Below are 25,158 nucleotides of genomic sequence, written 5' to 3'. Positions count from 1 at the left end.
ATTCCGCCATGGACGCGCGCTGCTCGCGCATCCCTTATCCCAACATCATCAGGAGTGGCGCCATGAGCAAGATGACCCCTCAGGAGATGGCCGCTAGAATCGGTGGCGGCCTCCTGTCCTTTCCCGTGACCCCGTTCAACGCGGACTATTCGTTTGACGAGGCGACCTATCGCGCCAACATGGACTGGCTGTGCGGCTATGACGTCGCCGGCCTGTTCGCCGCCGGCGGCACCGGCGAGTTCTTCTCGCTGACGCCGAGTGAAGTTCCCCACGTCGTGAAGATCGCGGTCGACGAGACCAAGGGCCGCGTTCCCGTGCTGGCCGGCACCGGCTACGGCACCGCGATCGCGCGCGAGATCGCGGTTGGCGCCGAGAAGGCCGGCGCCGACGGCCTGCTGCTGCTGCCGCCCTATCTCACGCATGCCGAGCAGGACGGCCTCGCTGCCCATGTCGAGGCGGTGTGCGCATCGGTTAAGATCGGCGTCATCGTCTACAACCGCGACAATGCGATCCTGCAGCCTGATACGCTGGCGCGCCTCTGCGAGCGCTGCCCGAACCTCGTCGGCTACAAGGACGGCATCGGCGATATCGAGCTGATGACCCGTGTCTACACCCGGCTCGGCGACCGCCTGACTTATATCGGCGGCCTGCCGACCGCGGAGACCTTTGCCCTGCCCTATCTCGACATGGGCGTGACCACCTATTCGTCGGCGGTGTTCAATTTCGTGCCCGAATTCGGCACCGGTTTCTACGCCGCGGTGCGCCGGCGCGATCATCAGACCATCCATGCAGGCCTGAAGGATTTCATCCTGCCGCTGATCGCGATACGCAACCGCAGGAAGGGTTATGCGGTGTCGATTATCAAGGCCGGCATGAAGGTGATCGGCCGCTACTCCGGCCCGGTGCGGCCGCCGCTGACCGATCTTAACGAGCAGGAGATCGGCGAGCTCGCGGCGCTGGTCGCCAAGCTGCCGCAGGCCGCCGCGCAGCAGGCGGCAGAATAAGCCGAACAGCCAGGAAAACTGCAAAGGACGAAGGGAGGGGCAGATGATCCAGGACACGATCCGCACCGGCTTTGCCGGCGCACCTGTTGTCACGGCGATGGAGGTGATCCCGGTCGCCGGCCGCGACGGCATGCTCCTCAATCTGAGCGGCGCGCATGCGCCGTTCTTCACCCGCAACCTCGTTATCCTCACCGACAACTCCGGCCACACCGGCGTCGGCGAGGTGCCGGGCGGCGAGAAGATCAAGAAGACGCTCGAGGACGCAAGCGACCTCGTCGTCGGCCAGACCATCGGCGCCTGCAACAACATCCTAGCCTCGATGCGCCAGGCCTTCGCCGATCGCGACGCCGGCGGCCGTGGCAAGCAGACCTTCGACCTCCGCGTCACCATCCATGCGGTCACCGCAGTGGAATCCGCGCTGCTCGACCTGCTCGGCCAGCATCTCAATCTCCCGGTCGCGGCGCTGCTTGGCGAAGGCCAGCAGCGCGCCAGCGTCGAGACGCTCGGCTATCTCTTCTTCGTCGGCGACCGCAGGAAGACCAACCTGCCTTACGTCAAGGGCGAGACCGGCAAGCCCGACTGGTTCGATCTGCGCCATCAGGTTGCAATGACGCCGGATGCCATCGTGCGCCTCGCCGAAGCGACGCAGGCGCATTACGGCTTTGCCGATTTCAAGCTCAAGGGTGGCGTGCTCAGGGGCGAAGAGGAGATCGAGGCCGTCACCGCAATTGCAAAACGCTTCCCGAAGGCGCGCGTCACGCTCGACCCGAACGGCGCCTGGTCGCTCGACGAGGCGATCCGGCTGTGCAGCAACATGCATGGCGTGCTCGCCTATGCCGAGGATCCCTGCGGCGCCGAGGCCGGCTTCTCCGGTCGTGAGATCATGGCCGAGTTCCGCCGCGCCACCGGGCTGCCGACCGCGACCAACATGATCGCGACCGACTGGCGCCAGCTCTCGCACGCATTGCGGCTTGGCGCAGTCGACATTCCGCTCGCCGATCCGCATTTCTGGACCATGCAGGGCTCGGTGCGGGTGGCGCAGACCTGCCGCGACAACGGCCTGACCTGGGGCTCGCACTCCAACAACCATTTCGATATTTCGCTGGCGATGTTCACCCATGTCGGAGCCGCCGCGCCCGGCAAGGTGACCGCGATCGACACCCACTGGATCTGGCAGGACGGCCAGGCGTTGACGCGCCAGCCGCTGCAGATCAAGGGCGGCAAGATCGCTATCCCGGATCGGCCGGGCCTCGGCATCGAGCTCGATCGCGGTGCCATCGAGGCCGCGAACGCGCTATACAAGCAGCATGGTCTCGGCGCCCGCGACGACGCGCTGGCCATGCAGTTCCTGATCCAGGGGTGGACCTTCGACGACAAGCGTCCCTGCCTCGTGCGCTAACAAGAAAGGTTGGAAACATGACCGCTCACCAGAAGAACTTCATCGCCGGCGAATGGGTCGACGGAACAGGCATCACGCGGGACATCAACCCCTCCAACACGACCGATGTCGTCGGCGAATACGCCAAGGCCGACAAGGCGCAGACCGAAAATGCGATCGCCGCCGCGAAGGCCGCATTCCCGACCTGGGCGCGCTCGACGCCGCAGGAGCGCTTCGATGCGCTGACCAGGATCTCGGTCGAAATCCTCGCCCGCAAGGAAGAGCTCGGCCGCCTGCTCGCCCGCGAGGAGGGCAAGACGCTGCCGGAAGGCATCGGCGAGGTGGCGCGCGCCGGGCAGATCTTTGCGTTCTTTGCCGGCGAAGCGCTGCGGCTAATGGGCGAGAAGGGCGCATCGGTGCGCCCCGGCCTCGACGTCGAGACCACCCGCGAGCCGGTCGGCGTTGTCGGCATGATCGCGCCGTGGAATTTCCCGATCGCGATCCCGGCGTGGAAGATCGCGCCGGCGCTGTGTTACGGCAACGCCGTGGTGTTCAAGCCGGCCGAGCTGGTGCCGGGCTCCGCCCATGCGCTGTCCGAGATCATTGCGCGTTCCGGCATTCCGGCGGGGGTCTTCAATCTCGTGGTCGGCTCGGGCTCGGTGGTCGGCCAGACTCTGCTCGATCATCCCGATGTCGCCGCGATCTCCTTCACCGGCTCGGTGCAGACCGGCCGCAAGATCGCGCAGGCCTGCGTGCTCTCCAACCCCATGAAGAAGTTCCAGCTCGAGATGGGCGGCAAGAACCCGCTGGTCGTGCTCGACGACGCCGACGTGAAGGTCGCGGTCGAGGTCGCGGTCAACGGGGCCTATTTCTCGACCGGCCAGCGCTGCACCGCATCCTCGCGCCTGATCGTCACCGCGGGGATTCACGACCGCTTCGTCGCCGCGATGACCGAGCGCATGAAGGGACTTTCGGTGGACGACGCGCTGAAGAGCGGCGTACATGTCGGCCCGGTCGTCGACCAGAGCCAGCTCGACCAGGATCTGCGCTACATCAAGATCGGTCAGGACGAAGGCGCCCGCCTGCACTGGGGCGGCGAATTGTTGAACCGCGAGACGCCCGGCTTCTATCTGCAGCCGGCGCTGTTCACCGAGGCGAACAACCAGATGCGGATCGCCCGCGAGGAGATCTTCGGCCCGGTCGCCTGCGTGATCCGCGCCAAGGATTATGAAGAGGCGCTGGCGATCTCCAACGACACCGAATTCGGCCTTGCCTCGGGCATCTGCACGTCAAGCCTGAAATACGCCTCGCACTACAAGCGCAACAGCGAGGCCGGCATGGTGATGGTCAACCTGCCGACCGCCGGCGTCGACTATCACGTCCCGTTCGGCGGCCGCAAAGGCTCGAGCTACGGCGCACGCGAACAGGGTGCCTATGCCCGCGAGTTCTACACCACGGTGAAGACGGCTTACACGTTCCCGGGCTGAAGCAGTTGAAACAGAGTGCAGCCGCGTAAGACGCTGCACCCCCTCTCCCGCTTGCGGGGGAGAATTGGGGTGGGGGCTCTCCCCGCGAGTCATGCTGTGGAGAGACCCCCACCCGGATCGCATCATTCGATGCGATCCGACCTCCCCCGCAAGCGGGAGAGGTGAAGTGAAGCCAGGAGGAATACGGCATGGACCAGTCGATCGGCGCCCAGGAGCAGCCCCGCTACATCAAGCTCAACGAGCGCGACAATGTCGCGATCGTCGTGAATGATTTCGGCCTGCCGGCCGGCTCCCGCTTCGCCTCGGGCCTGACGCTGCGCGCTTTCGTGCCGCAAGGCCACAAGACCGCGCTGGAAGACATCGCCGAGGGCGCCCCGATCATCCGCTATGGCGAAGTGATCGGCACGGCGCTGTCGCCGATCCTGGCCGGTGAGTGGGTCGACGAGGCCCGTATCCGCATGCCCGAGGCGCCACCGCTCGATCAGCTCGAGATCGCGACCGCGGTGCCGCCCGCGCTGCCGCCGCTCGAAGGCTTCACCTTCGAGGGCTATCGCAATCCCGACGGCTCGGTCGGCACCAAGAACATCCTCGGCATCTCCTCCTCCGTGCAATGCGTCAAGGGCACGATGGAATATGCCGTGAAGCGCATCCGCGCCGAGCTCTTGCCGAAATATCCCAATGTCGACGACGTCGTGCCGTTGACGCACGCCTATGGCTGCGGCGTCGCGATCACCGCACCCGACGCCGTGGTGCCGATCCGCACCCTGCAGAATCTCGCGCTCAATCCGAACTTCGGCGGCGAGATCCTCGTCGTCGGCCTCGGCTGCGAGAAGCTCGCGCCGGAACGGCTGGTGCCGGAGGGCGTCGGCGATGCCATCGTGCGGATGCAGGACGAAGCGTTTGACGGCTTCGGCGCCATCGTCGACGCCATCATGACCCAGGCCGAGGCCCGGCTGAAGGTGCTCAACGCCCGCAAGCGCGAGATCTGCCCGGCCGCCGATCTTGTGATCGGCCTGCAATGCGGCGGCAGCGACGCGTTCTCCGGCGTGACCGCGAACCCCGCGGTGGGCTTTGCCGCCGATCTTTTGGTTCGCGCCGGCGCGACTGTGATGTTCTCGGAAGTCACCGAGGTGCGCGACGCGATCCAGCTGCTGACTCGCCGTGCCGTCAACGAGGATGTCGGCCGCGCGCTGATCCGCGAGATGGAATGGTATGACGCCTATCTGGCCCGCGGCGGCGCCGACCGCAGCGCCAACACCACGCCGGGCAACAAGAAGGGCGGCCTTGCCAACATCGTCGAAAAGTCGCTCGGCTCGATCGTCAAGTCGGGCTCCGGCCCGATCGCGGGCGTACTGTCGCCGGGCGAGAAGGCGCGGCAGAAGGGCATGCTGTTTGCGGCGACGCCGGCGAGCGACTTCGTCTGCGGCACGCTGCAGCTCGCCTCCGGCATGACCTTGCAGGTGTTCACCACCGGCCGCGGCACGCCGTATGGCCTGGCCGCCGCGCCGGTCATCAAGGTCGCCACCCGCAGCGAGCTGGCACGGCGCTGGAAGGACCTGATCGATTTCGACGCCGGCTGCATCGCCACCGGCGAGAAGACCATCGAGGAAACCGGCTGGGACCTGTTCCGCCTGATCCTCGACGTCGCCAGCGGGCGCACCAAGCCGTGGTCGGACCGCTGGGGCATCCACAACGATCTGACGCTGTTCAACCCGGCGCCGGTGACCTGAGCATCCATGGCTCCTTAACCACCCGTTAGCCACGTCCCGATCGGCCGGGGAACGTCGCAATTCGATTCAAATTGTCTGGGCGTGGAGGCACACATGACCCGGGCAACCGATGATCTCAAAGATCAGGCCGACCGCGCCGAGCGGCTGGCACGCACTGGCATCGACTCGTTGACCGTCGAGCGCCTGCGTGCCTACGCGGAGGAATGTCGCAACCAGATCGCTGCGGCCGAGCGGGAGAGACAATCGGCGGCACCGCCAGCGACATAGACGTCCGGTCGTCAAAACGTTTTTAGTCCTCGCACTTCCCTGGCGGCGACCTTGATCAGCGGCTTGACCGCCTGTTCCTCTCGGCCAAGCACAACGCCCGAGGCGAAGGCGCTGGCGCGCTCCTTCCGATGCGGGGACTTCAGCGTCGCATCGACCGCCAGCTTGCGGTGCGCGACAAAATCGTTGAGCGAGCCAAGCGCATCCTGGACCCGCTTCAGGTGCCTGGACAGCCGCGCGAGTTGCTTGCGCTCACCCTTGCGCGGAAACAGGCTTTCGAAGAAGTCGATCGCGTATCTGAGCTTCTTGGCCCTGATGCGCAGCTTGTGCCGCTCCTGCGCCGACAGCCCGTCGAGACGCCGGCCATCCTCGCGCAGCTTCCTGATGCGGCGATGCAGCAGCGCGGCGGCGAATTCCTCGATCGGACCGCCTTCGTCCTCCGCGGCAACGGTCTGCTTTGCCTCGATCCATTGCAACGTATCGATCAGCATGGACCGATAGCGCTGCGAATTGACCGCGTGCCTCGCGCCGGCAAATGCGCGATCACGGCGGCCGGAAAATTCCTGCCGGATCGCTTTGCCGCCGCGCCGCAGCAGCGCGTCATGCGACGCTGGCTCGATATCTTCCTTGACGAACACGTCAAGCTCGCGCGCCGGCGCGAGCGCGTTGGTGAGCCACTTCAGCTGCGTCTTGATCTCTTCCGTCGGACCCACGGTCAGGACCTTCGAGAACAGCGAGATCGCGGCGCGCAGCCGCCGCAACCCGACCCGCATTTGGTGAATGCCTTCCGCCTCGCCCTCGCGGACGGCCTCGGCATTCGACGAGAGGTGACGAAGCGCGGCGCGCGCGATCCCCCGGAACGCCGCGCCGGCGGTAAGTCCGGCGTCGAGCACGATGCTCCCGGCGGAGACGACGACATGCTCCTCGCCATCGGCAAGTTCATAGCCGTGTTCGGCTTTCGAGCGCAGATCGAGCTCCGCTGCCGCCTTCCGCTCCAGCGCCCTTGCGACCCGGAACAGGTCGAGCGGGCGGCCGCTCTTGAGTTCGAGTTCGACCTCGTCGATTCGGCGCGAACGGTGCCCGGCCGTGGTGTAGCCGCGATCGATCGCGAGTTCGATCTCGCTGCGTTTGGTCCGCAGCGGCACGGTGATACGCCGCACCGACGTCTCGAATACCGGTTTCAGCTTGCGACGCAGCCTGCCAGACGCGAGGTCTTCGAGCGGCGTACCCTCGGCCTTGTCGAGGTCGAAGTGTCCGTCCGCAAGGTCGGTCTCCCATTCGCCCCGTTCAAACTGCGGACCCGCTCCCGACTTGATAGTCTGAACATAGTTGCCGCCATCCCGCCGCACGCGCAACGTCAGTCCGTGCCGCTTGAGCTTGTGCTTCGCGGTGTCGAAATAGGTCGAGACGAGATCGCTCTCGGATGGTGCACCGCTCTTGCTGCCGGCGACCAGCGGTTTCTTCAGTCCCTTGAGCTTGCGCGCGGGAACGTGGAATTTGAGCTCCGTCTCGGCCGCCATCGTCGCTCCATGCCTGGGGCACCAAGCAAACGTCCGCCGTGACGAGGTCAGCGACGGACGTTCATGCTCACACAAGATCGCCTGAGTTGGCGTCAATCGTCGTCGTTATGGATGACGGTCTTGCTGCGATTGCCGAATTCGTCCCGCTTCTTGATGACCGTGGTCCGGTCATGGCGCGGCTCAGGCTCCCTGATCACCGTGGTGCGATCACGATCGCGATCGCGATATTCGGGTGCCCGACCAACCGTTACGCCTGCGCCGACGGGACCTGCGCGGACACCGATATCATCGGCGAACACAGGCGATGCGATCGCGGTCACCATGGCCGCGGTTAGCAGATACGTCCTCATGCCGTCTCTCCTCCTCCAGTTGCGACGTGAAGGAGGAACGTCGAGTGCGACGCACCGTTCCTGTATCGACCGTGCTGCAATTGCTCACGCTCAGTTGCGAAATATCGCACCGGGAACTCGCTGAACAGGCATTCATCTGTGTGGCGAAATACCCATGTTCCACGCGTTGAATAGCCTGAATTGATGTCCCACGTCCTTAACTAATAGGAGGACGTTCCATGAAACAGTCACAGCACTTCCGCGACAATGCGGAGAACTGCGCGCAACTTGCCGAGCGTGCCGACGACGGGCCGACCTACAATCGCTTCAAGCGAATGGAAGCGGCTTGGCGCGCGCTGGCAAAGGAACAGGACTGGCTCGACGGCGAGACCTCGCCATCGGAAAATGCAGCCTAGATCCGGGCCAGCCGTGGCGGCAAATGCGACGTCGCCACGGCCCCGCGGCCTATTCGGCGCTGCGTTGCCGCTGCCAGCGCAACAGATAGGCCTGCAGCCGCCAGATGATCGCCGACAGCACCACACCGACCAGCATCAGCACCACGACAGCAACCATCATGCCCGAGGCCTCGCCGCGCGCCTCCGATTCGATGATGAGGCGACCGATGCCGCGCTCGGCGCCGATGAACTCGCCGACGATCACGCCGATCAGCGCGAAGGAGATCGCAGGCGTCAGCGAAGCGAACACCCAGGCCATGGTCGAGGGGATCACCACCGTCCGGGTGATCTGCCATTCGCTGGCGCCGAGCAGCCGCGCGGCGTTGGTGAAGCCTTCGTCGATCGAGCGCGCGCCCTCGAAAGTGTTGAAGAACACCAGGAACACGACGACGATCCACGACGTCACGATCTTCGACATGTCGCCGATCCCGAATGCCAGCACGATGATCGGCGCCAGCGCGATCCGCGGGATCGAATTCACCGCGGTGATGAAGGGCTGAAAGATCGCGCTCAGCCGATCGGATCGTCCCAGGATCAGTCCGGCGACGAAGCCGCTGACCACGCCGGTGACAAAGCCGAAGAAGGTATTCTTCAGGGTGATGGCGGTCGCGGCCCAGAGGTTGTTCTCGTTGCGCGCCAGGCACTTTCCGAAGTCGCCGTTGAACCAGCTGTTGAAGGCGCCGAGCTTCGAGGTCAGGCAGCTCTGGATCAGGAAGTTGTCGAAGATCATCGACGGCTTCGAGATGAAGTAGGGATCGAGCAGGTCGGGCACCAGCCAGGGCAGTTTGGTGCGGAGGTCGTAGCCCCATTGCCAGACCGACAGCACGACTGCGCAGATCAGGACCTGCCAGCCGACCGTACCGAGCGTGCCGTACCTCTTCATGCGCTGCGGCCCCTGACGAATTCCTCGCCCAGCGAATGCCAGATATGCTGGAACAGCTCGGCGTAATGCGGGGTTTCGCGCACCTTCACCGCATCGCGCGGGCGGTCGAAATCGACCTCGAACCTGTCCTTGATCCGGCCCGGCCGCGCCGAGAACAGGATGATGCGGTCGGCCAATGTCAACGCCTCGCCGAGATCGTGGGTCACGAACAGCACGGTCTGCTGCTCGCGCTCCCAGATCCGGAGCAGCACCTCGTGCATGTCGATCTTGGTGTGGGTGTCGAGCGCGCCGAACGGCTCGTCCATCAGGAGTATCTGCGGCTCGACGATCAGCGTCCGCATCAGCGCCGCGCGCTGCCGCATGCCGCCCGACAGCGCCGACGGATAGGCGTTCTCGAATCCCTTCAGGCCGGCTTGCGCGACGCATTCGGCGATGCGCTCCTTCCGTTCGTGAGCCGGCACGCCTGATAGCTCCAGCCCGTAGCCGATATTGTCGCCGACGGTCCGCCACGGAAACAGCGTGTCGCGCTGGAAGACGTAGCCGACGTTGGGCGTCGCCTTGCCGGCGACGACGCGCTTGCCGTCGATCAGGATCTCGCCGGCGGTCGGGCGGATCAGCGAGGCGATCATGTTGAGCACGGTGCTCTTGCCGGAGCCCGACGGCCCGAGCAGCGCGACAAACTCGCCGCGGCGGACGTCGAAGGTCACGTCGCGCACGGCCTCGATCGTGGTTTTGGCGAGCTGGAACGACTTGCTCAGACCCTTGACCTCGACGCGCCGATCGGCCGAGGCGCGTGGCGATACGGTTGCGCTTGTCTCGAGCGCGCTCAACCCGGATAGGCCTTTCGCGCCGCTTCGATCAGGTTGGAATTGACCACGTCGGCGATCTTGAGCGGCTTGATGCCGGTCATCTCGCGGAACCAGACCTTCTCGCCGCGCGCGAAGCTCGCGGCATCGATCGTGCCCTCATAGTCCGCAACCTTCTGGATCGCCGTGATCTCGAGCAGATTGGCGTCGCGCGAGGTGCTGCCGACGTAGGGCTCGATGGCGTCATAGACCTCGGTCGGCTTGTGGGTCTTGATCCACTGCGAGGCCCGCCACAGCGCGGTGACGTAGGCCTGCATCTTGGCCGGGTCCTTGTCGATGGTGGCTTGCAGCGTGAAATGCGCCGTGGCCGGCACCTTGCCGCCGATATGCTTGTTCCAGATCGCCTCGTCGGTGCCATCGAACAGCAATTCGCCCCAGCCCTGCTGCTGTGCCTCGTTCAACAGCGACAGCGAGCTGACGAGGATATCGACCTGCTTCGACTTCAGCGATCCCAGCATGGTGTCGACATTGCCGGTGCCGATCCAGGTCACCTTGTCGTCAAGCCCCATGGTTTCCATATAGTAGGACGACCAGACATGGTTGGTGCCGCCGAGCGAGGAGACCGAGACGATCGGCTTGCGGCCATCGGGCCGCTTCCATTGCGTGAACGCCTCCAGCGAGTTGATGCCCTGGTCCTTCAGGTCCTTGCGGATAATGAACATCACCGAGTTCGATCGCGTGTCGACCGGCAACAGCACGCGCGCGGCGCGGCCGTGATTGGTCAGCTGCATCGGATGGGTGACGTCGCCGATGCCGATATCGCCCTGCGACGAGGCTATGATCTCGCGGGTCTTCACGCCGCTGCCGCCCTGCACCAGCTTGCAGTCGAGCCCGGCCTCCTTGAAGTAGCCTATACGGTCGGCGACGAACTGCGTCTGATAGACTGGCACCGCGACCGGATAGATCGCGCGGCCCGCGGCCGCCTGCGCCCACGCACGCCCGGTCGCCAGCGCGGCGCCGCCGGCGGCGATGACCGTCAGCGCCGATCGCCTTGAAATGTGGGGCATGGTGAGGCGCGCCATCACGCGTGCTCCTTGGCCGAGATCCTGTCGAGTGCGCCGAGCACCGCATCGCCCATCTGGACAGTCGACAGCTTTTTCGCCCCGGCCTCGGCGATATCGGCCGTGCGGGCGCCGGAGGCCAGCGCGGCCTGCACCGCCTTCTCGAGCAGGTCGGCGTCCTCCGGCCGGTTCAGCGTCAGGCGCAGCAGCATCGCGACACTCAGGATCGAACCGAGCGGATTGGCGATGCCCTTGCCCGCGATGTCGGGCGCGCTGCCATGCACCGGCTCATAGAGCGCCTTGCGCCGGCCGAAGCGATCGACCGGGCCGAGCGAGGCCGACGGCAGCATGCCGAGCGAGCCCGAAGCCATCGCCGCGCAGTCCGACAGGATGTCGCCGAAGATGTTGCCGGTCACCATCACGTCGAACTGCCGCGGCTCGCGCACGATCTGCATCGCGGCGTTGTCGACATAGAGATGGGTCAGCTCGACATCGGAGAACTCCTCCTTGTGCAGCTTGATCACCTCCTCGCGCCAGACCACACTGGTCTCCAGCACATTGGCCTTGTCGACCGAGCAGACCTTGTTGCGCCGGGTCCGCGCCAGCTCGAAGGCCGAGCGCGCCACGCGGCGGATCTGGTTCGTGGTGTATTGCTCGGTGTTGAAGCCGCGGCGCTGGCCGTCGTGCAGCGTCTCGATGCCGCGCGGCTCGCCGAAATAGATGCCGCTGGTCAATTCGCGGATGATGACGAAATCGACGCCGTCGAGCACCTCGGCCTTGAGTGGCGCGGAGGCCGACAGGGCCGGGCTCGCCACGATCGGCCGCAGATTGGCATAGAGATCGTATTTGCTGCGCAGGCCGAGCAGACTGCCGGCCTTGCGTGCCGCGGCCGGCACTTCGGTGGTCTCCGGCCCGCCGGTCGCACCCCACAGGATCGCATCGGCCTCGTCCATCGCCTCGGCGGTGTCCTCGGGCAGCACCTTGCCGGTCGCCAGATACGGGATCAGGCCGTATTGCGCCTCGCGCAGCGTCATCGGAACGCCGCGCTTCGCCGCGAACCAGTCGAGCACGCGGCGCGACTGCGCGGTGACCTCGGGGCCGATGCCCTCGCCGCCGACGACGGCGACCTTGACCATATTGGATTGCGTGCTCATGCCGGTGTCCTTGAAGCGGGTGTCGTTGTCGAATGAATCCATGGCCGCGCCGCGCGGTCGGAGGCCTGGAAGGCGCGGATCTCGTCGTCGCGCTGCAGCGTCAGCGCCACCTCGTCGAGCCCCTTCAATAGCCCCTCGCGCCGCCGCGGATCGATCTCGAACGAATGCCGCGCGCCCGACGGCGAGACGACGGTCTGGGCCTCGAGGTCGATCGAGACCTTGCCCGCGCCCTGCGTCGCCTCGATGTCGGCGGCAAGCTGATCGACCACCGCCTTGTCGACGATGACGGGCAGGATTCCGTTCTGGAAGCAGTTGGCGAAGAAGATGTCGCCGAAGCCGGAGCCGATGATGGCGCGGATGCCGCGCTCCTGCAGCGACCACACCGCGCCCTCGCGCGAGGAGCCGCAGCCGAAATTCGGCCCGGTCACCAAAATCTCCGCCTCGCGGTACGGCTCGCGGTTCAGGATGAACTCCGGATTCTCCGAGCCGTCGGGCAGATAGCGCAGCGAGCCGAACGCCCATTTACCGAGCGTGCCGCGGATCGAATTGCCCACCAGCCGCTCGATGCGGATGATGACGTCGGTATCGATATTGCCGCGCATGATCGGCGCGGCGGTTGCGGTGAGCTTGTCGAACGGCTTTGGCATGCTCTAGCGTCCCATCATCCTGACATCGGCGATCGCGCCGGCAATCGCGGATGCCGCGGCGCTCGCGGGGCTCGCCAGATGCGTCCGCGCGCGCGGCCCCTGCCGGCCGACGAAATTGCGGTTCGAGGTCGAGACCGAGCGCTGCCCGGGCGCCACCACCTCGCCATTAGCGGCCAGGCACATCGAGCAGCCCGGCTCGCGCCACTCGAAGCCGGCGTCGATAAAGATCTTGTCGAGCCCTTCGGCGACCGCCTCGCGCTTGACGTTCTCGGAACCCGGCACCACCCAAGCGCGGACCCCGGCCGCGACCTTGCGGCCGCGCGCGACCTCGGCCGCGGCGCGCAGATCGCTGAGCCGGCTGTTGGTGCAGGAGCCGATGAACACCCAATCGACCGGCGTGCCCGCGATCGGCGCCCCGCCTTGCAGGCCCATATACTCGAGCGCAGTCTCGATCGCGGCGCGCCGCAAGGGATCGTCGACCGCCTTCGGGTCGGGAATCACGCCGTCGACGCCGACGACGTGCTCGGGGCTGATGCCCCAGGTCACCTGCGGGATGATCTTCTCGACATCGATCACGACCTCGCGGTCGAACACCGCGTCGGGATCGCTCGACAGTTCGTGCCACGCTTTCACCGCGAGATCCCACATCTCGCCTTGCGGCGCATAGGGACGGCCGCGCAGGAATTCGAACGTCTTCTCGTCCGGTGCCACCATTCCCATCTTGGCGCCGAGCTCGATCGAGAGGTTGCAGATCGTGAGCCGGCCCTCGATCGGCAGCGCGCGGATCGCACTGCCGGCATATTCGACCGCATAGCCGGTGCCGCCGGCGGCGCCGATATGGCCGATCAGCGCCAGGATCATGTCCTTGGCGGTGACGCCGAGCGGCAGCTTACCCTCGAAGCGCGCGCGCATCGTCTTCGGGCGGCGCTGGATCAGCGCCTGCGTCGCCAGCACATGGGTGAGCTCGCTCGACCCGATGCCGAAGGCGAGCGCCCCCAAGCCGCCATGGGTGCAGGTGTGGCTGTCGCCGCAGACGATGGTCGCGCCCGGCAGGCTCAGGCCGAGCTCCGGACCGATGACGTGGACGATGCCCTGGCCGGGCTGATCGACGTCGAACAGCGTGATGCCGCTCGCCGAGGTCTCGACCCGCAGCGCCGCCAGCAATTCCAGTCCGATCTTGCTAGTTCCGGCGCGGCCCGGCGCCGTCGACAGCGCGTGATCCGGCGTTGCAAAGGTCAGTTCGGGATTGTGGACATTGAGGCCCCGGCTCTTGAGATCGAGCAGGCCCCGCGAGCCGCCGAGATCGTGCAGCAGATGGCGGTCGATATGAAGGAGGTCTGTGTCTTCGCTGAGGCGAGCAATGACATGCTGGTCCCAGATCTTCTCGAGCAAACTTCGGCCGGGCATTCCGCCTTCCCCTGCTCTGTGCGTTTCCATGCGGCTTGATCTTATTGGCGCCAATCTGGGCCAAAGTTGTCGTCAAGTGAAGCAGTTTTGCCCTAACATCACATATGTGATGGAGGTGTGGTACTTGACCCACCGAGGAGCCAGCCATGCCGAATCCGAATAAGACGGCCATCGTCAAATCGGCCATGCGGACGTTTGCAGTTCTGGAGTTCTTTCGGAAAATAAAGCGGGCTGCTTCCGTGACCGAAATATCGTCCGCGTTGGAGATGCCGCAATCGAGCACGTCAGTGTTGCTTCGATGTCTCGTTGAATTGAACTACCTGGAATACGAGCGAAACACCCGGCTCTTCATCCCGAGCTACCGGGTCAATCTGCTGGGTGACTGGATCCGTCGTTCCCCGTTCCGTGATACCAAGCTCACCGATCTGATGGAGGAACTCTGGACCGCGACGGGCGGCGAAACCGTCATGCTCGGACAACAGGCCGGCGCCGCCGGGATGCAATATCTGCACGTTGTCCCCGGCGGCTCTCAGCTTCAGTACACGGCACAAGCCGGTCAAATACGACCGATGGTGCGGACCGCCCTCGGACATGTGCTGCTGAGCCAAATGCCGAACACCAAAATTCGCGGCATTATCCGGCGCAACAATGCCGAGGAGCCGAGTCAGTCGGCGCGCGTTCGCGAATCCGCCTTTCTCGAAGAGGTCGAGCGCATTCGCCGCCGCGGCTTTTCCGAGACAGGCGGCCGCACGACGCCAGGCGCAAACACAATAGGCATGCTCGTTCCCCTGCCAAAGCGACGCGCTCCGCTGGCTATCGGCATCGGCGGCCCCATCGAACGTATCGCGGCAAAGCGCGCGCACATCATTGAAGTCATGCAGAGCCGGCTGACGGAATTGACAGATGAAGCCGGGCCAAAATTCGTTGAGAAATGACCTCTTGGGACGCATAACGCGTCGTGCGGATGACGGAGCCGTAGCCCGGATGAAGCGAAGCATTCGGACTAAATATCTGTCTTCTCCTTCCCCCTGAAAGGGGGAAGGTCGGGATGGGGGTCAGCCGCAGGCGACGCTCTATGTGGAGAGAGTTGATCCCCACCCGCTTTGCTCTGGCGAGCAAAGCGACCTCCCCTTTTGAAGGGGAGGTTGGGACCCGCGCTGCAGTTAGATCTTTCGAATTTCCTACGACGCCAGCGCTTCTTCCGGCATCACGGCCGACAGATGCTGGCTTTCGGCGACGGCGCGGTTGGTGATGCGGCCGCGATGCACGTTGAGGCCGGCGCGCAGATGCGGATCCTCGACCAGCGCACGCAGTCCCTTCGCGGCCAGCGCCAAGCCGAACGGCAGCGTGGCGTGGTTGAGCGCGTGGCTCGAGGTGACCGGCACCGCGCCCGGCATGTTGGCGACGCAATAATGCACGATGTCGTCAACGAGGTAAGTCGGCGCCTGATGCGTGGTCGGCTTCGAGGTCTCGAAGCAGCCGCCCTGGTCGATCGCGACGTCGACCAGCACCGCGCGGCGTTTCATGCCTGCAAGCTGCGCGCGCGACACCAGCTTTGGCGCGCTGGCGCCCGGCACCAGCACCGCGCCGATCACAACATCAGCCGCGAAGACTTCTTGCTCGATCGCTTCCAGCGTGGCGTAACGGGTGCGGACGCGGCCGAGGAAGAGGTCGTCGAGCGCGCGCAGCCGCGGCAACGAGCGGTCGAGAATGGTGACTTCGCTGCCAAGGCCTGCCGCCATCCGCGCCGCATGGGTGCCGACCACGCCGCCGCCGATGATCGCAACCCGCGCCGGCGGAACGCCGGGCACGCCACCGAGCAGCTTGCCCATGCCGTCGGCGGATTTGCGCAGCGCGGCGCCCGCGGCCTCGATCGCGAGCCGCCCGGCGACTTCGCTCATCGGCGCGAGCAGCGGCAGTCCGCCATGTGCGTCGGTCACCGTCTCATAGGCCACCGCCGTGCAGCCGGAGGCGATCAGACCCGCGGTCTGCGGCACATCGGGCGCGAGATGCAGATAGGTGAAGAGGATCTGTCCCTCGCGCAGCCTGATCCATTCGGACGGCTGCGGCTCCTTCACTTTCACGATCATCTCGGCGACGGAAAACACCTCTTCGGCGGTATCGGCGATCCGCGCGCCGGCCTGCGTGTAGACGTCGTCGCCGGCACCGATGCCGTCACCGGCGCCGCGCTGGACCACGACCTCGTGGCCGTGCGCCACATATTCCCGCACCGAGGCAGGCGTCAGCCCGACCCGATATTCCTCGACCTTGATTTCCTTGGGCACGCCGATGCGCATGGTCCGCTCCTTGAAGGATTCGTTTCCGCCGTCGTCAAGGCTATGCCCCGTCACATGGCGTTTCTCAGCGATTTCCGGCTTGCTCACAGCAAAATACGCCCATATCCTTCGCATTCAGCTCAGCTCTTGAAGGAAATCTGCGTGGACGGTCTCGATCGTATCGACCTCAGAATCCTCGCCGAGCTGGTCGCTGATGCCCGCGCCAGCCAAATCGAGCTTGCCGAGAAGGTCGGGTTGTCGCCGACCGCCTGCGCGCGGCGCATCCGCCATCTCGAGGAGATCGGCGTGATCCGCGGCTATCGCGTCGACCTCGAACCATCGGCGCTGGGCTTGGTGACGACCGTCGTCGTCACCATCACGCTGGAGAAGCAGAGCGAGGATTATCTCGCAGCCTTCGAAGCTGCGATCGCGCGCTGTCCCGACGTCGTGTCCTGCCATCTGATGTCGGGCAGCGACGATTATCATCTGCAGGTGATCGCCCGCGACATCGCCGACTTCGAGCGCATCCACAAGCAGCATCTGTCGCGGATGCCGGGAGTCGCCCGCATCCATTCCAGCTTCGCGATGCGCGAGGTGGTTCGCCGCACCATTCCCGAGACGGCGCTGCGCGGCTGACGGTCACGCGCCATCGCGCACTGTCACAATCGCGCACTGTCACAATCGGGCACTGTCATAATCGGGCACTGTCATAATCGGATCTGCCCGGCTCGCTCCCACACGCAATTTTTAGTTCGTGATTCGCCGGCTTCTATGACAGAATTGCTACAGTTCAATATCAATTCGGTTACACGTGGAGCGGTGAATGAGCATGGAGTGGCGGGCACGGCCGGTTTCGCTGGCTTGGTCAAATCCAGTGGTCCGGTGGTGGGGCTTCTTGAGCCTCGTCAGCGCCGCCAATATCGCGATCTGGTTCGCGCTCTACCGCCAGTTCAATGAACAAGCCAATGGCAGCTTCAGCAACACCTCGGGCATCGGCCTGATGATGCTGCTGTGCGCGGCCTATGTGTTCGGCTGTGCCTTCCGCTCGGTCCTGCCGCGCGCCGACGTGCAGCGCATCTGCCTGTTCGACACCTGGCTGTCGAGCGTCGTGGTCGGCCGCACCGTCGCCACCGTCGCCGAGGTTTGCTTCGCCGCGCAATGGGCGATCATCCTGCATCAGCTCGGCACCATGACCGGCGCCGAGACCACCGTGAACATCGCCTGGATCATCGTGCCGCTGATCGTGATCGCGGAATGCTTCTCCTGGTATGCGGTGCTGACCACCCATTATCTCTGCAACGCGATCGAGAACTCGATCTGGGCGGTGGTGTTCTTCCTGGTCGGGATCGCGCTGTGCCGGCTGCTGCCGGAGTTTCATGGCCCGGTGCGCTGGGCCTTCATCGTCGCGATCCTCGGCATCGCCGCCTTCCTCGCCTTCCTGATGACCGTCGACGTCCCGATGTATCTGAATCGCTGGCGCGCCAACCTCGCCGCCGGCGGCACGCTGCTGCATCCGCTGGAAGGCTTGCGCGACGTCAGCCGGCGCTGGGTCGTGACCCACGACATCGCCGAGTGGCGCGAGGAGATCGCCTGGATGTCGCTGTATTTCAGCATGGCGGTCTGGTCGAGCCTCGCGCTCTGCGTCGGCTACTCGCTCGAGGATCAGCTGCCGCGCTACCGCACCGAGCCCGTGATCGTCGCAACGACGCCGGCGCCGACAGCGCAGCACACCGCCACGATCGACGCGGCGGCACCGTCGCGGAATTGATCGGCGACCGCCGCGCGCGGCTTGTCGCCGCCAGTGCTTTCGGAGTAAAGGCTGAGGCATCCCCGCTCATCTGTCAGCGCGTTCCATGCCCCGCATCACCATCATCGAAACCGGGCTCGTCAGTCCGCAATTCCGCGAGCGCCACGGCAGCTATCCGCAGATGTTTCAGCGGATGGTAGCCACCGCCGATTCCTCTGTTACCTGCGACGTCGTCAGCCTCGCCAATGGCGAGACGCTGCCGGATCCGGTCGCATTGGATGCGATCCTGATCACGGGATCGGCCACCGGCGTCTACGACGACGTCGCGTGGATCGCGCCGCTCGAAGCCTTCGTGCGCACGGCCCATGACAAGCGCATTCCAACCGTCGGCGTCTGCTTCGGCCATCAGCTGATCGCGCAGGCGCTCGGCGGCACGGTGCGCAAATCCGAGAAAGGCTGGGGCATCGGACGCCATGTCTATCGGATCGCGCCGGACAACGGACTGATCGACGGCGAGACGATCGCCGTCGCCTGCTCGCATCAGGACCAGGTGATCACCCCGCCCGCCTCAGCGCGCACCATCCTCTCGTCCGGGTTCACGCCGCACGCCGCCCTGCTCTACGCCAACGGCACGACGCTGTCGGTGCAGCCGCATCCGGAATTCACCGCCGACTATGCCGACGCGCTGTGCGACCTGCGCCGCGGCCTCGCGCCGGATGCCCTGATCGAAGCCGCCAAGACTTCGCTCACCGAACCGCTCGACCACGCCACGCTTGGCGGCGTGATCACGCGCTTCCTCGTGCGCCGTAGCAACTAGACATCGTGTTCGCTTGGCGGCCGCAACGGAACTGCGCTCCCTCGCCCCGTTCTTACGGGGAGAGGGTTGGGGTGAGGGGCTGTCACCACGTCAACGGAGCCAGAAAAATTCGCGGAGGCTCCCCCCTCACCCGCATCGCATCTTCGATGCGATGCGACCTCTCCCCGCACGCGGGGGAGAGCTGAAGGAAGCGCTTGCTTCGCTGTAAAGCCTTCATTCGCAGCTAGCCCTTGTGCCACTGCGCGGCGGCGTCGCGGGCGAAATCGCGATAGGCCCGCGGCGCGCGGCCGAGCAGCTTCGTCAGGCGTGCCAGCTCGTCGGCCGTCGCGACCGCGCCGTCGCTCTGGTACCGGCCAAACATGAGGCGCATGTCGAGCGCGAGCCATGCCGGCATCGCTGCCTTGAAACGCTGCTCCATCGCTGCGAGATCGTCGCCGCCATAGCTTATCGCGCGGCCAAGCTCATCGCGCCAGATCGCAGCCGCGCCCTCGCCGGTCACGACGTCGGGGCCAACCAGCGCGTAAGTCTCGCGGCCGAGCGGGGCGGACGCGCGCTCGCGGCGCAGCAGCTCGATCGCGGCCGCCTCGCCGATGTCGCGGATATCGACCATCGAGATGCCCTTCGCGCCGATCGGCATGCCGTAGGCGCCGAAGTTCAGCAGCGGCTCCTTCAGCCGAAGATCGTTCTGGATGAAATAGGCCGGACGCAGGACAGTCGCGGGAAGATCGAGCGCCTCGATCATCCGCTCGACCGTGTGCTTGCCGGCGAAATGCGGCACGTCCGCATAGGCCTCGCCCTTGAACACCGAGAGATAGACGATGCCCTTGACGCCGGCCTCGCGCGCGGCAGTCAACGTCAGCATCGCCTGCGTCAGTTCGTCGGCGGCGTTCGGAACCAGCAGGAAAAGCGTGCTGACGCCAATGAGCGCCGCGCGGACCGAATCCACGTCGGCAAGATCGCCGCGAACCGCCGTCACGTGCTGCGGAAATTGCGTCTTGCCGGGCGAACGCGTCAGGGCCCGAACCTCGACGCCCTGACCGGCGAGATGATTGAGAACCTGGGTGCCGATGGTGCCCGTGCTGCCTGTCACCAGAATGGCCATGTCGAATGCTCCTCTTTTGGGGCAGACCGTCTGCCGTTGCAGAGAAGCTATCCGTTCCAATTTTCCTTTGAAGATGGCATTCTCTGAACAGACCGTTTCGAATATGGAACATTTCGATGGACCTTCAGGCGCTCACCGATTTCAACCTGGTGGCCGCGCATGGCGGGTTCGGCCGCGCCAGCCGCGCTTCCGGACGGGCCAAGGCCACGCTGTCCCGCCGCGTCGCCGAACTGGAACAGAGTCTCGGCGTCCGCTTGATCGAGCGGGGTTCGCAGAGTCTGCGACTGACCGATGAGGGCCGCGCGCTGCACGAGCGTACCAGCGGTCCGCTGTCCGACATCGCCGAGGCCGGCGAAGCCGTGGTGCTCGGCGCGTCGACGCCGCGCGGCCGCTTGCGGGTCAGTGCGCCGGTCTTGCTGCCCATGTCGCGTTCGGCCGGATCGGTGCGCGCTTTGCGCACGCCTATCCCGACGTCCAGCTCGAGATCGTCGCGAGGATCGCCTGGTCGACCCGGTCGAGGACGGCTATGACCTCGTCATCCGCATCAACCCGTCAGCGGATGAACGTCTGGTCGGCCGCCGCTTCCTCAGCGACGAACTGCTCGTCGTGGCGCATCCCGATCGACAACGGCCGACGACCGCCGCGCGCGATCCGAATGGCGTCTCCGTCGATGCCGTTCTGATGTTGCAGACGCCGCTGGACACGCTCTGGCGCATCCGACATGAACGCGAAGAAATGATGCTCAGGCCGCGGCCAATGCTGCGTCTCTCATCGATGCTGATGATGCGCGATGCGGTGCTCGCAGGCGCGGGCGCGGCACTGCTGCCGAAGCTGCTGGTCGATGACGACATTGCCGCGGGTCGGCTTGCCTATTGGGGAACGGATGCCAGACCTCCGGTCGATATCTGGGCACTGCAGAGCTCGCGACGGCTGGTCGGCGCAAAGGTTCGCGCGTTTCTCGACGTCGTCGAGCAGGCATTCCCGAACCGGGTGTTCGTCCCGCCGGCCTGAGTTGCAGCCCGGACGATGCGCCTCAGGTCATGCTGCCCGGCATGAAGCAGCGCACGCGCGGGTGGCCGTCGATATAGTGCTTCCACACCATGGTGCGCCCGACCTTGTTCGGCTCGGTGATCACCGCCTCGTTCGGCACGACAACCCATTCATTGTCGATGAGCACGCGATAGTGGCCGTGATCCGACTCCCAGTCGGGATCGGCGACCACATAGCCGTCAGCATCCGAGCAGCATTGTCCATAGCCGCTGTGCAGGCTTTCGAACCAGGGCTTTAGCGGTGAATTGGCGTAGCGGCCGTCGTCCCGCGCCAGGGTCGGCGATGTCAGCCACATCGTCCCGAGCAGCAGTGCCGCACGCGTGATGGCGTGCATGTCGTCGTCTCCGTAAGCGTCTGTCCAGCTGCGGGCGCGTCACAGACTGCTCGCCTGCGACGCTGCCGCCGCAGGCGAGAACACGACACATCCGCGCCCCAGCACCTGACATTGAACGATGCAAGAGCAGGGCCAGACGGGATGCCGGAAGACTACGGCCGACGAAAGTATAGGGCGTGCGGCACGATCAACGACTCACTGCCGCAACCTCCGGAACGAGCGGCGGTGTGCTGCGCGACGCCGCCTGCAGCGCGCATTCGATGAATCGGCGCGGCAGCAGCGAGGCGTTGGAACGCATCGCCACCAGCATGCGGCTCTCCGCATCCGGCGTGTCCAGCGGCTTCGCCACCACATTCATCACGCCAGCCTGCTGATAGCAGGACGGCAGGATCGAAAGCCCGATCCCGGCCGCAACCAGGCTGAGCACGGTGCGCAGCTCATGCGCCTCCTGCACCACGCGCGGGGCAAAGCCCGCCCGCCGGCACAGCATCGCGGCCTGATCGCCGACGCCGCAGCCGCTCTCGGCCATACCGACGAATTCATGCTCGGCAAGGTCGGCCATCTCGAGCGCCCCCTTCGCGCCGGCCAGCGGATGATCCAGCGGCAGGAACACCATCAGCCGGTCGCGCCACACCACATGGACCTGCAGATCGGCCGCCGGCCTGAAATCGAGCGGCGGACGCATGATCGCGACATCGAGCTCGGCGTCGGCAAGCGCGCGCAGCTGCGTTGCCGTCGACATGTGCCGGAGCTCGATCTTCACGCGCGGATAGCTGGCGCGAAAGCTGCGGAACAGCTCGGCGAACATGTCGAGCATCGGGACCGAGCCGGTGAAGCCGACGCGGATCATGCCGGCCTCGCCGCGCGCCGCACGGCGCACCGTCTCCGACGCCAGATCAAGCTCGCTGACCGCGCGCCGCGCATGTTCCAGCAGCAATTGTCCGGCTTGCGTCAGTTCCACCGCGCGCCGCGTCCGCGCCAACAGGCGCGTGCCGAGTTCTTCCTCCATCGCCTTGATCTGCGTGCTCAGCGGCGGCTGGCTGACATGCAGGCGTTTGGCTGCGCGGCTGAAGCTGAGCTCTTCGGCCACCGCGATGAAGTAACGAAGCTGCCTGTAATCCATCGCTTATTCCGATTCCCTATAAGTCGGAGGTCAACAAGGTATTTGACCTCGCGGGGCCGTTTCCCGATCTTCGCGCGAAATCACCAGTCCTCCAAGGGAGAAGCGCGGGAAATGCGTCAGGTTCAGGCACGACGGCGCGGCGCTCGCAGCGGGTCAGCCATGCAATATCGCAGCGAACGATAGAAGATGACCGTTCCGTTTCGCGTTCTCGTCACCGGCGACAGCCTCGCGCCGGCCGCCGTCAATGTCCTCAGCGAGATCGGTGCAGATGTCGTGCTGATGCGCGATGCCGTCACCCCTGAGCGTCTCACGCACGAGATGGCGCGGGCACCGACGCAGGCGATCCTGATGCGCGGCAATCCGGTATTCTCCGCCGCCACCATCGCCGGCAATCCGCATTTGCGCGTGATCGCAAAGCACGGCGCCGGCGTCGACAGCGTCGATATCGATGCCGCAACGGCCAAGCGCGTGCTGGTGATGGTCGCGGGCGACGCGAATGCGCCCGCGGTTGCCGAGCACACCATCGCGCTGATCCTCGCGCTCGGGCGCGACGTCGTCAGCCTGAACGCGCGAACCCATTCCGGCGCCTGGGACCGCGCCACCTATCGCGGCCGCGAAGTCCGCGGCCGCACGATCGGCCTGGTCGGCTTCGGCCGCATCGCCCGGCATGTCGCGCGCGCGGCGGCCGCGCTCGGCATGAGCGTCGTTGCGCTCGGCCGAAGCAAAGGCCGTGTCGATCCGGCACTGGCGTGCGAAGCCGTCGACCTCGCCGAATTGCTCGCGGTCTCCGACATCGTCAGCCTGCACGCACCGCTGACCGATGCGACGCGCGGCATGATCGATGCCGGGCGGCTCAACGCCATGAAGCCTGGCTCCCTCCTGATCAACACCGCGCGCGGCGCGCTGGTCGACGAGGACGCGCTTTGCGCAGCGCTGCGAAGCGGCCATCTCGCCGGCGCCGGCCTCGATACGCTGGCGGAGGAGCCGCCGGCGAAGGACCGGCCGATCCTGCAGGCGCCGAACCTGATCGTGACGCCGCATATCGCAGCCCAAACCGGCGCATCGATCACGCGGACCGGCGTCGAGGCCGCGCGCAACATCGCAGCTGTCCTCACGCAACGCGACATCGATCGCGCCAATGTGGTCAACCCGGCGGCACTCGACGCGTCTTAAATCTCGCAGAAACGGCCCACCAAGAGGCCGCGACATCAAGAGGAAACGAACATGAATCTGGGGTGGCTGTCCAAGCTGTCCGCCGTCGAACGCAAGACCTTCTTCGCCGCCTTCGGCGGCCTTGCGCTCGATTCGATGGACACCACGATCTACGCGCTGGTCACGCCGTCGCTGATCGCAACGCTGAGCTTGTCGCGGCCTGACGCCGGCATTCTGGCTTCCAGCTCGTTGATCGGCACCGCCCTGGGCGGCTGGGTCGCCGGAATTGCCGCGGACCGGTTCGGCCGGGTGCGCGTGCTGCAATTCACCATCCTCCTGGTCGCGGTCTCGACCTTTGCCGCCGCCTTTGCCGACGGCTTCTGGTATCTCTTGGTCGCGCGCGCCATCCAGGGCATGGGCTATGGCGGCGAGGCCGCGGTCGGTGCCGTGCTGGTCGCCGAAGTGGTTTCGGCCGGCATGCGCGGCCGCGTCGCCGCCGCGATCCAGAGCGGATACGCCGTCGGCAATGCGCTGTCGGTGGCGCTGTTTCCCGTCATCTTCGGCTGGCTGTCGCAGGACATGGCCTGGCGCGTGTTCTTCGCGATTGGAATCCTCCCCGCGCTGCTGGTGTTCTTCGTCCGTCGCTTCGTGCCGGAATCCGCGATCTTCGTCGAGGAGCAGGCACAGCGCGCCGCCTCGCCGACGCACAGCTTCTGGACCATCTTCACCGGCGAGCATCTGTTCAAGACGCTGGTCGCGACCTTCTTCACCACCGGCACGCTCGGCGCGGCTTATGTGATGATCACCTGGCTGCCGACCTATCTGCAAACCGGGCTGCATCTGCCGGTCACGCACACCGCCGGCTATCTCGCAGTCAACATCTTCGGATCGTTCGTCGGACCGATCGCCTTCGGCCTGATCGCCGACCGCATCGGCCGCCGCAAGGGTTTCATGCTGTTCCTGGTCTGCCAGGCACTGAACGTCGTCGTCTACACCCAGGCGCCGATCGGCCAAGGCATCACCATCATCCTCGGATTCTTCCTCGGCGCGCTGCAGGCCGGCCTCGCCTCCGGCCTGATGCCGACCTTTGCCGAGCTGTTTCCGACCAGCATCCGCGCCAACGGCGCCGGCTTTGCGCTGAGCGCAGGGCGCGGCCTCGGCTCGATCGTGCCGGCGACCGTCGGCATTCTCTCGACGCGGATGCATCTCGGCGACGCAATGGCGATCTGCGCCATCTGCGGCTACACCGCCGCGTTCTGCGCGGCATTGCTGCTGCCCGAGCAGCAGGGCATCGACCTCAGAACAATGGCAGCGGGCGGCGCGCCGGACGGAGCCGAACGCCCGCCGCACGAACGAGAGGCCGGACACCCAAACAACGTCCGAAATGGCGCCGCAACCCAATGAACGCCATCACAATGAACGGGAGGATTGC

Annotated in this window: 24 protein-coding genes and 1 pseudogene; 13 read left to right on the top strand and 12 right to left on the bottom strand. The window is 65.7% G+C overall.

Translation table 11 applies throughout. The features are described from left to right. The first annotated feature begins 62 nt into the window (after window positions 1-62). The 5 genes from kdgD (at window position 63) to Q2M23_RS02460 (ending at window position 5,866) form a co-directional block, all read left to right on the top strand. Entirely contained in the window at window positions 63-1,004 is a 942-nt protein-coding gene (kdgD, locus tag Q2M23_RS02480; protein WP_076826062.1) for a 5-dehydro-4-deoxyglucarate dehydratase, read from the top strand. Between the two features lie 43 nt (window positions 1,005-1,047). Then, a complete protein-coding gene (gene gudD, locus Q2M23_RS02475) occupies window positions 1,048-2,403 on the top strand; it encodes a glucarate dehydratase (protein WP_316394048.1) in 1,356 nt (451 codons plus the stop codon). Window positions 2,404-2,420: 17 nt separating this feature from the next. Continuing rightward, window positions 2,421-3,869 (top strand): aldehyde dehydrogenase family protein, encoded by a 1,449-nt coding sequence (locus tag Q2M23_RS02470; protein ID WP_316394047.1) that lies wholly within the window; start codon window positions 2,421-2,423, stop codon window positions 3,867-3,869. Between the two features lie 188 nt (window positions 3,870-4,057). After that, window positions 4,058-5,599 (top strand): galactarate dehydratase, encoded by a 1,542-nt coding sequence (gene garD / locus Q2M23_RS02465; RefSeq protein ID WP_316394046.1) that lies wholly within the window; start codon window positions 4,058-4,060, stop codon window positions 5,597-5,599. A gap of 93 nt (window positions 5,600-5,692) precedes the next feature. Further along, window positions 5,693-5,866 carry a hypothetical protein gene (locus Q2M23_RS02460; RefSeq protein ID WP_316394045.1) on the top strand — a complete coding sequence of 58 codons (174 nt, stop codon included), beginning with the start codon at window positions 5,693-5,695 and terminating at the stop codon, window positions 5,864-5,866. 11 nt (window positions 5,867-5,877) lie between these two features. On the opposite strand, the gene Q2M23_RS02455 is transcribed toward Q2M23_RS02460, so the two are convergent. Both Q2M23_RS02455 and Q2M23_RS02450 read right to left on the bottom strand, forming a co-directional pair. After that, window positions 5,878-7,383, bottom strand: coding sequence for a CHAD domain-containing protein (locus tag Q2M23_RS02455; RefSeq protein ID WP_316394044.1), 1,506 nt, complete (start codon window positions 7,381-7,383; stop codon window positions 5,878-5,880). A 92-nt stretch (window positions 7,384-7,475) separates the two neighbouring features. Then, window positions 7,476-7,733, bottom strand: a complete 258-nt coding sequence (locus Q2M23_RS02450; RefSeq protein WP_316394043.1) for a hypothetical protein — start codon at window positions 7,731-7,733, stop codon at window positions 7,476-7,478. A 218-nt stretch (window positions 7,734-7,951) separates the two neighbouring features. Between Q2M23_RS02450 and Q2M23_RS02445 the strand changes: the two genes are divergently transcribed. Then, window positions 7,952-8,128 (top strand): hypothetical protein, encoded by a 177-nt coding sequence (locus Q2M23_RS02445; protein WP_168857282.1) that lies wholly within the window; start codon window positions 7,952-7,954, stop codon window positions 8,126-8,128. 49 nt (window positions 8,129-8,177) lie between these two features. On the opposite strand, the gene Q2M23_RS02440 is transcribed toward Q2M23_RS02445, so the two are convergent. Genes Q2M23_RS02440 through leuC form a run of 6 tightly spaced genes read right to left on the bottom strand, consistent with a single transcriptional unit; the run spans window position 8,178 to window position 14,125 of the window. Then, the gene (locus Q2M23_RS02440) at window positions 8,178-9,050 is read right to left on the bottom strand and encodes an ABC transporter permease (RefSeq protein ID WP_028333286.1); all 873 of its coding nucleotides are present in this window, start codon (window positions 9,048-9,050) and stop codon (window positions 8,178-8,180) included. Further along, a complete protein-coding gene (locus Q2M23_RS02435; RefSeq protein WP_316394042.1) occupies window positions 9,047-9,880 on the bottom strand; it encodes an ABC transporter ATP-binding protein in 834 nt (277 codons plus the stop codon). Before Q2M23_RS02435 ends, Q2M23_RS02440 begins: the two co-directional genes overlap by 4 nt. Then, entirely contained in the window at window positions 9,877-10,938 is a 1,062-nt protein-coding gene (locus Q2M23_RS02430; protein ID WP_316394041.1) for an ABC transporter substrate-binding protein, read from the bottom strand. The genes Q2M23_RS02435 and Q2M23_RS02430 overlap by 4 nt, the downstream gene beginning before the upstream one ends. Beyond that, on the bottom strand, window positions 10,938-12,071 hold the full coding sequence (gene leuB, locus Q2M23_RS02425; RefSeq protein WP_141340766.1) for a 3-isopropylmalate dehydrogenase: 1,134 nt from the start codon (window positions 12,069-12,071) through the stop codon (window positions 10,938-10,940). Before leuB ends, Q2M23_RS02430 begins: the two co-directional genes overlap by 1 nt. Then, the gene (leuD, locus tag Q2M23_RS02420) at window positions 12,068-12,718 is read right to left on the bottom strand and encodes a 3-isopropylmalate dehydratase small subunit (protein ID WP_141340738.1); all 651 of its coding nucleotides are present in this window, start codon (window positions 12,716-12,718) and stop codon (window positions 12,068-12,070) included. The genes leuB and leuD overlap by 4 nt, the downstream gene beginning before the upstream one ends. 3 nt (window positions 12,719-12,721) lie before the next feature. Beyond that, window positions 12,722-14,125 carry a 3-isopropylmalate dehydratase large subunit gene (gene leuC, locus Q2M23_RS02415; protein ID WP_316394039.1) on the bottom strand — a complete coding sequence of 468 codons (1,404 nt, stop codon included), beginning with the start codon at window positions 14,123-14,125 and terminating at the stop codon, window positions 12,722-12,724. Between the two features lie 146 nt (window positions 14,126-14,271). Between leuC and Q2M23_RS02410 the strand changes: the two genes are divergently transcribed. After that, window positions 14,272-15,060: an IclR family transcriptional regulator gene (locus tag Q2M23_RS02410; protein ID WP_316394038.1), complete on the top strand. Its 789-nt coding sequence runs from the start codon at window positions 14,272-14,274 to the stop codon at window positions 15,058-15,060. A gap of 246 nt (window positions 15,061-15,306) precedes the next feature. Here Q2M23_RS02410 and ald read toward each other — a convergent pair whose 3' ends face one another. After that, window positions 15,307-16,422 (bottom strand): alanine dehydrogenase, encoded by a 1,116-nt coding sequence (gene ald / locus Q2M23_RS02405; protein ID WP_316394036.1) that lies wholly within the window; start codon window positions 16,420-16,422, stop codon window positions 15,307-15,309. Between the two features lie 126 nt (window positions 16,423-16,548). Between ald and Q2M23_RS02400 the strand changes: the two genes are divergently transcribed. From Q2M23_RS02400 to Q2M23_RS02390, 3 genes are all read left to right on the top strand, one after another. Continuing rightward, complete coding sequence (locus Q2M23_RS02400; RefSeq protein WP_016847653.1) at window positions 16,549-17,037, top strand: Lrp/AsnC family transcriptional regulator; 489 nt, start codon at window positions 16,549-16,551, stop codon at window positions 17,035-17,037. A gap of 193 nt (window positions 17,038-17,230) precedes the next feature. Continuing rightward, complete coding sequence (locus Q2M23_RS02395; protein WP_316394126.1) at window positions 17,231-18,169, top strand: hypothetical protein; 939 nt, start codon at window positions 17,231-17,233, stop codon at window positions 18,167-18,169. Window positions 18,170-18,254: 85 nt separating this feature from the next. Continuing rightward, on the top strand, window positions 18,255-18,965 hold the full coding sequence (locus tag Q2M23_RS02390; RefSeq protein WP_316394035.1) for a glutamine amidotransferase-related protein: 711 nt from the start codon (window positions 18,255-18,257) through the stop codon (window positions 18,963-18,965). Between the two features lie 223 nt (window positions 18,966-19,188). Here the strand turns inward: Q2M23_RS02390 and Q2M23_RS02385 are convergent, their stop codons facing one another. After that, entirely contained in the window at window positions 19,189-20,067 is an 879-nt protein-coding gene (locus Q2M23_RS02385; RefSeq protein ID WP_316394033.1) for an NmrA family NAD(P)-binding protein, read from the bottom strand. Window positions 20,068-20,183: 116 nt separating this feature from the next. Here Q2M23_RS02385 and Q2M23_RS02380 point away from each other — a divergent pair. After that, window positions 20,184-21,078: pseudogene (locus Q2M23_RS02380) on the top strand (LysR family transcriptional regulator). Between the two features lie 22 nt (window positions 21,079-21,100). Here the strand turns inward: Q2M23_RS02380 and Q2M23_RS02375 are convergent. Beyond that, complete coding sequence (locus tag Q2M23_RS02375; protein WP_057017007.1) at window positions 21,101-21,451, bottom strand: hypothetical protein; 351 nt, start codon at window positions 21,449-21,451, stop codon at window positions 21,101-21,103. Window positions 21,452-21,638: 187 nt separating this feature from the next. Then, window positions 21,639-22,574, bottom strand: a complete 936-nt coding sequence (locus tag Q2M23_RS02370; RefSeq protein WP_316394030.1) for a LysR substrate-binding domain-containing protein — start codon at window positions 22,572-22,574, stop codon at window positions 21,639-21,641. A gap of 186 nt (window positions 22,575-22,760) precedes the next feature. On the opposite strand from Q2M23_RS02370, the gene Q2M23_RS02365 reads away from it, so the two are divergent. Beyond that, window positions 22,761-23,747: an NAD(P)-dependent oxidoreductase gene (locus Q2M23_RS02365; RefSeq protein ID WP_316394029.1), complete on the top strand. Its 987-nt coding sequence runs from the start codon at window positions 22,761-22,763 to the stop codon at window positions 23,745-23,747. A 51-nt stretch (window positions 23,748-23,798) separates the two neighbouring features. Beyond that, window positions 23,799-25,130 (top strand): MFS transporter, encoded by a 1,332-nt coding sequence (locus Q2M23_RS02360; protein ID WP_316394028.1) that lies wholly within the window; start codon window positions 23,799-23,801, stop codon window positions 25,128-25,130. Window positions 25,131-25,158: the final 28 nt, after the last annotated feature.

Source organism: Bradyrhizobium sp. 33ap4 (assembly GCF_032654765.1).
Classification (GTDB): Bacteria; Pseudomonadota; Alphaproteobacteria; order Rhizobiales; family Xanthobacteraceae; genus Bradyrhizobium; species Bradyrhizobium australafricanum.
Note: the sequence above shows the minus strand (reverse complement) of the source record. Positions and strands in the feature narration are given on the sequence as shown.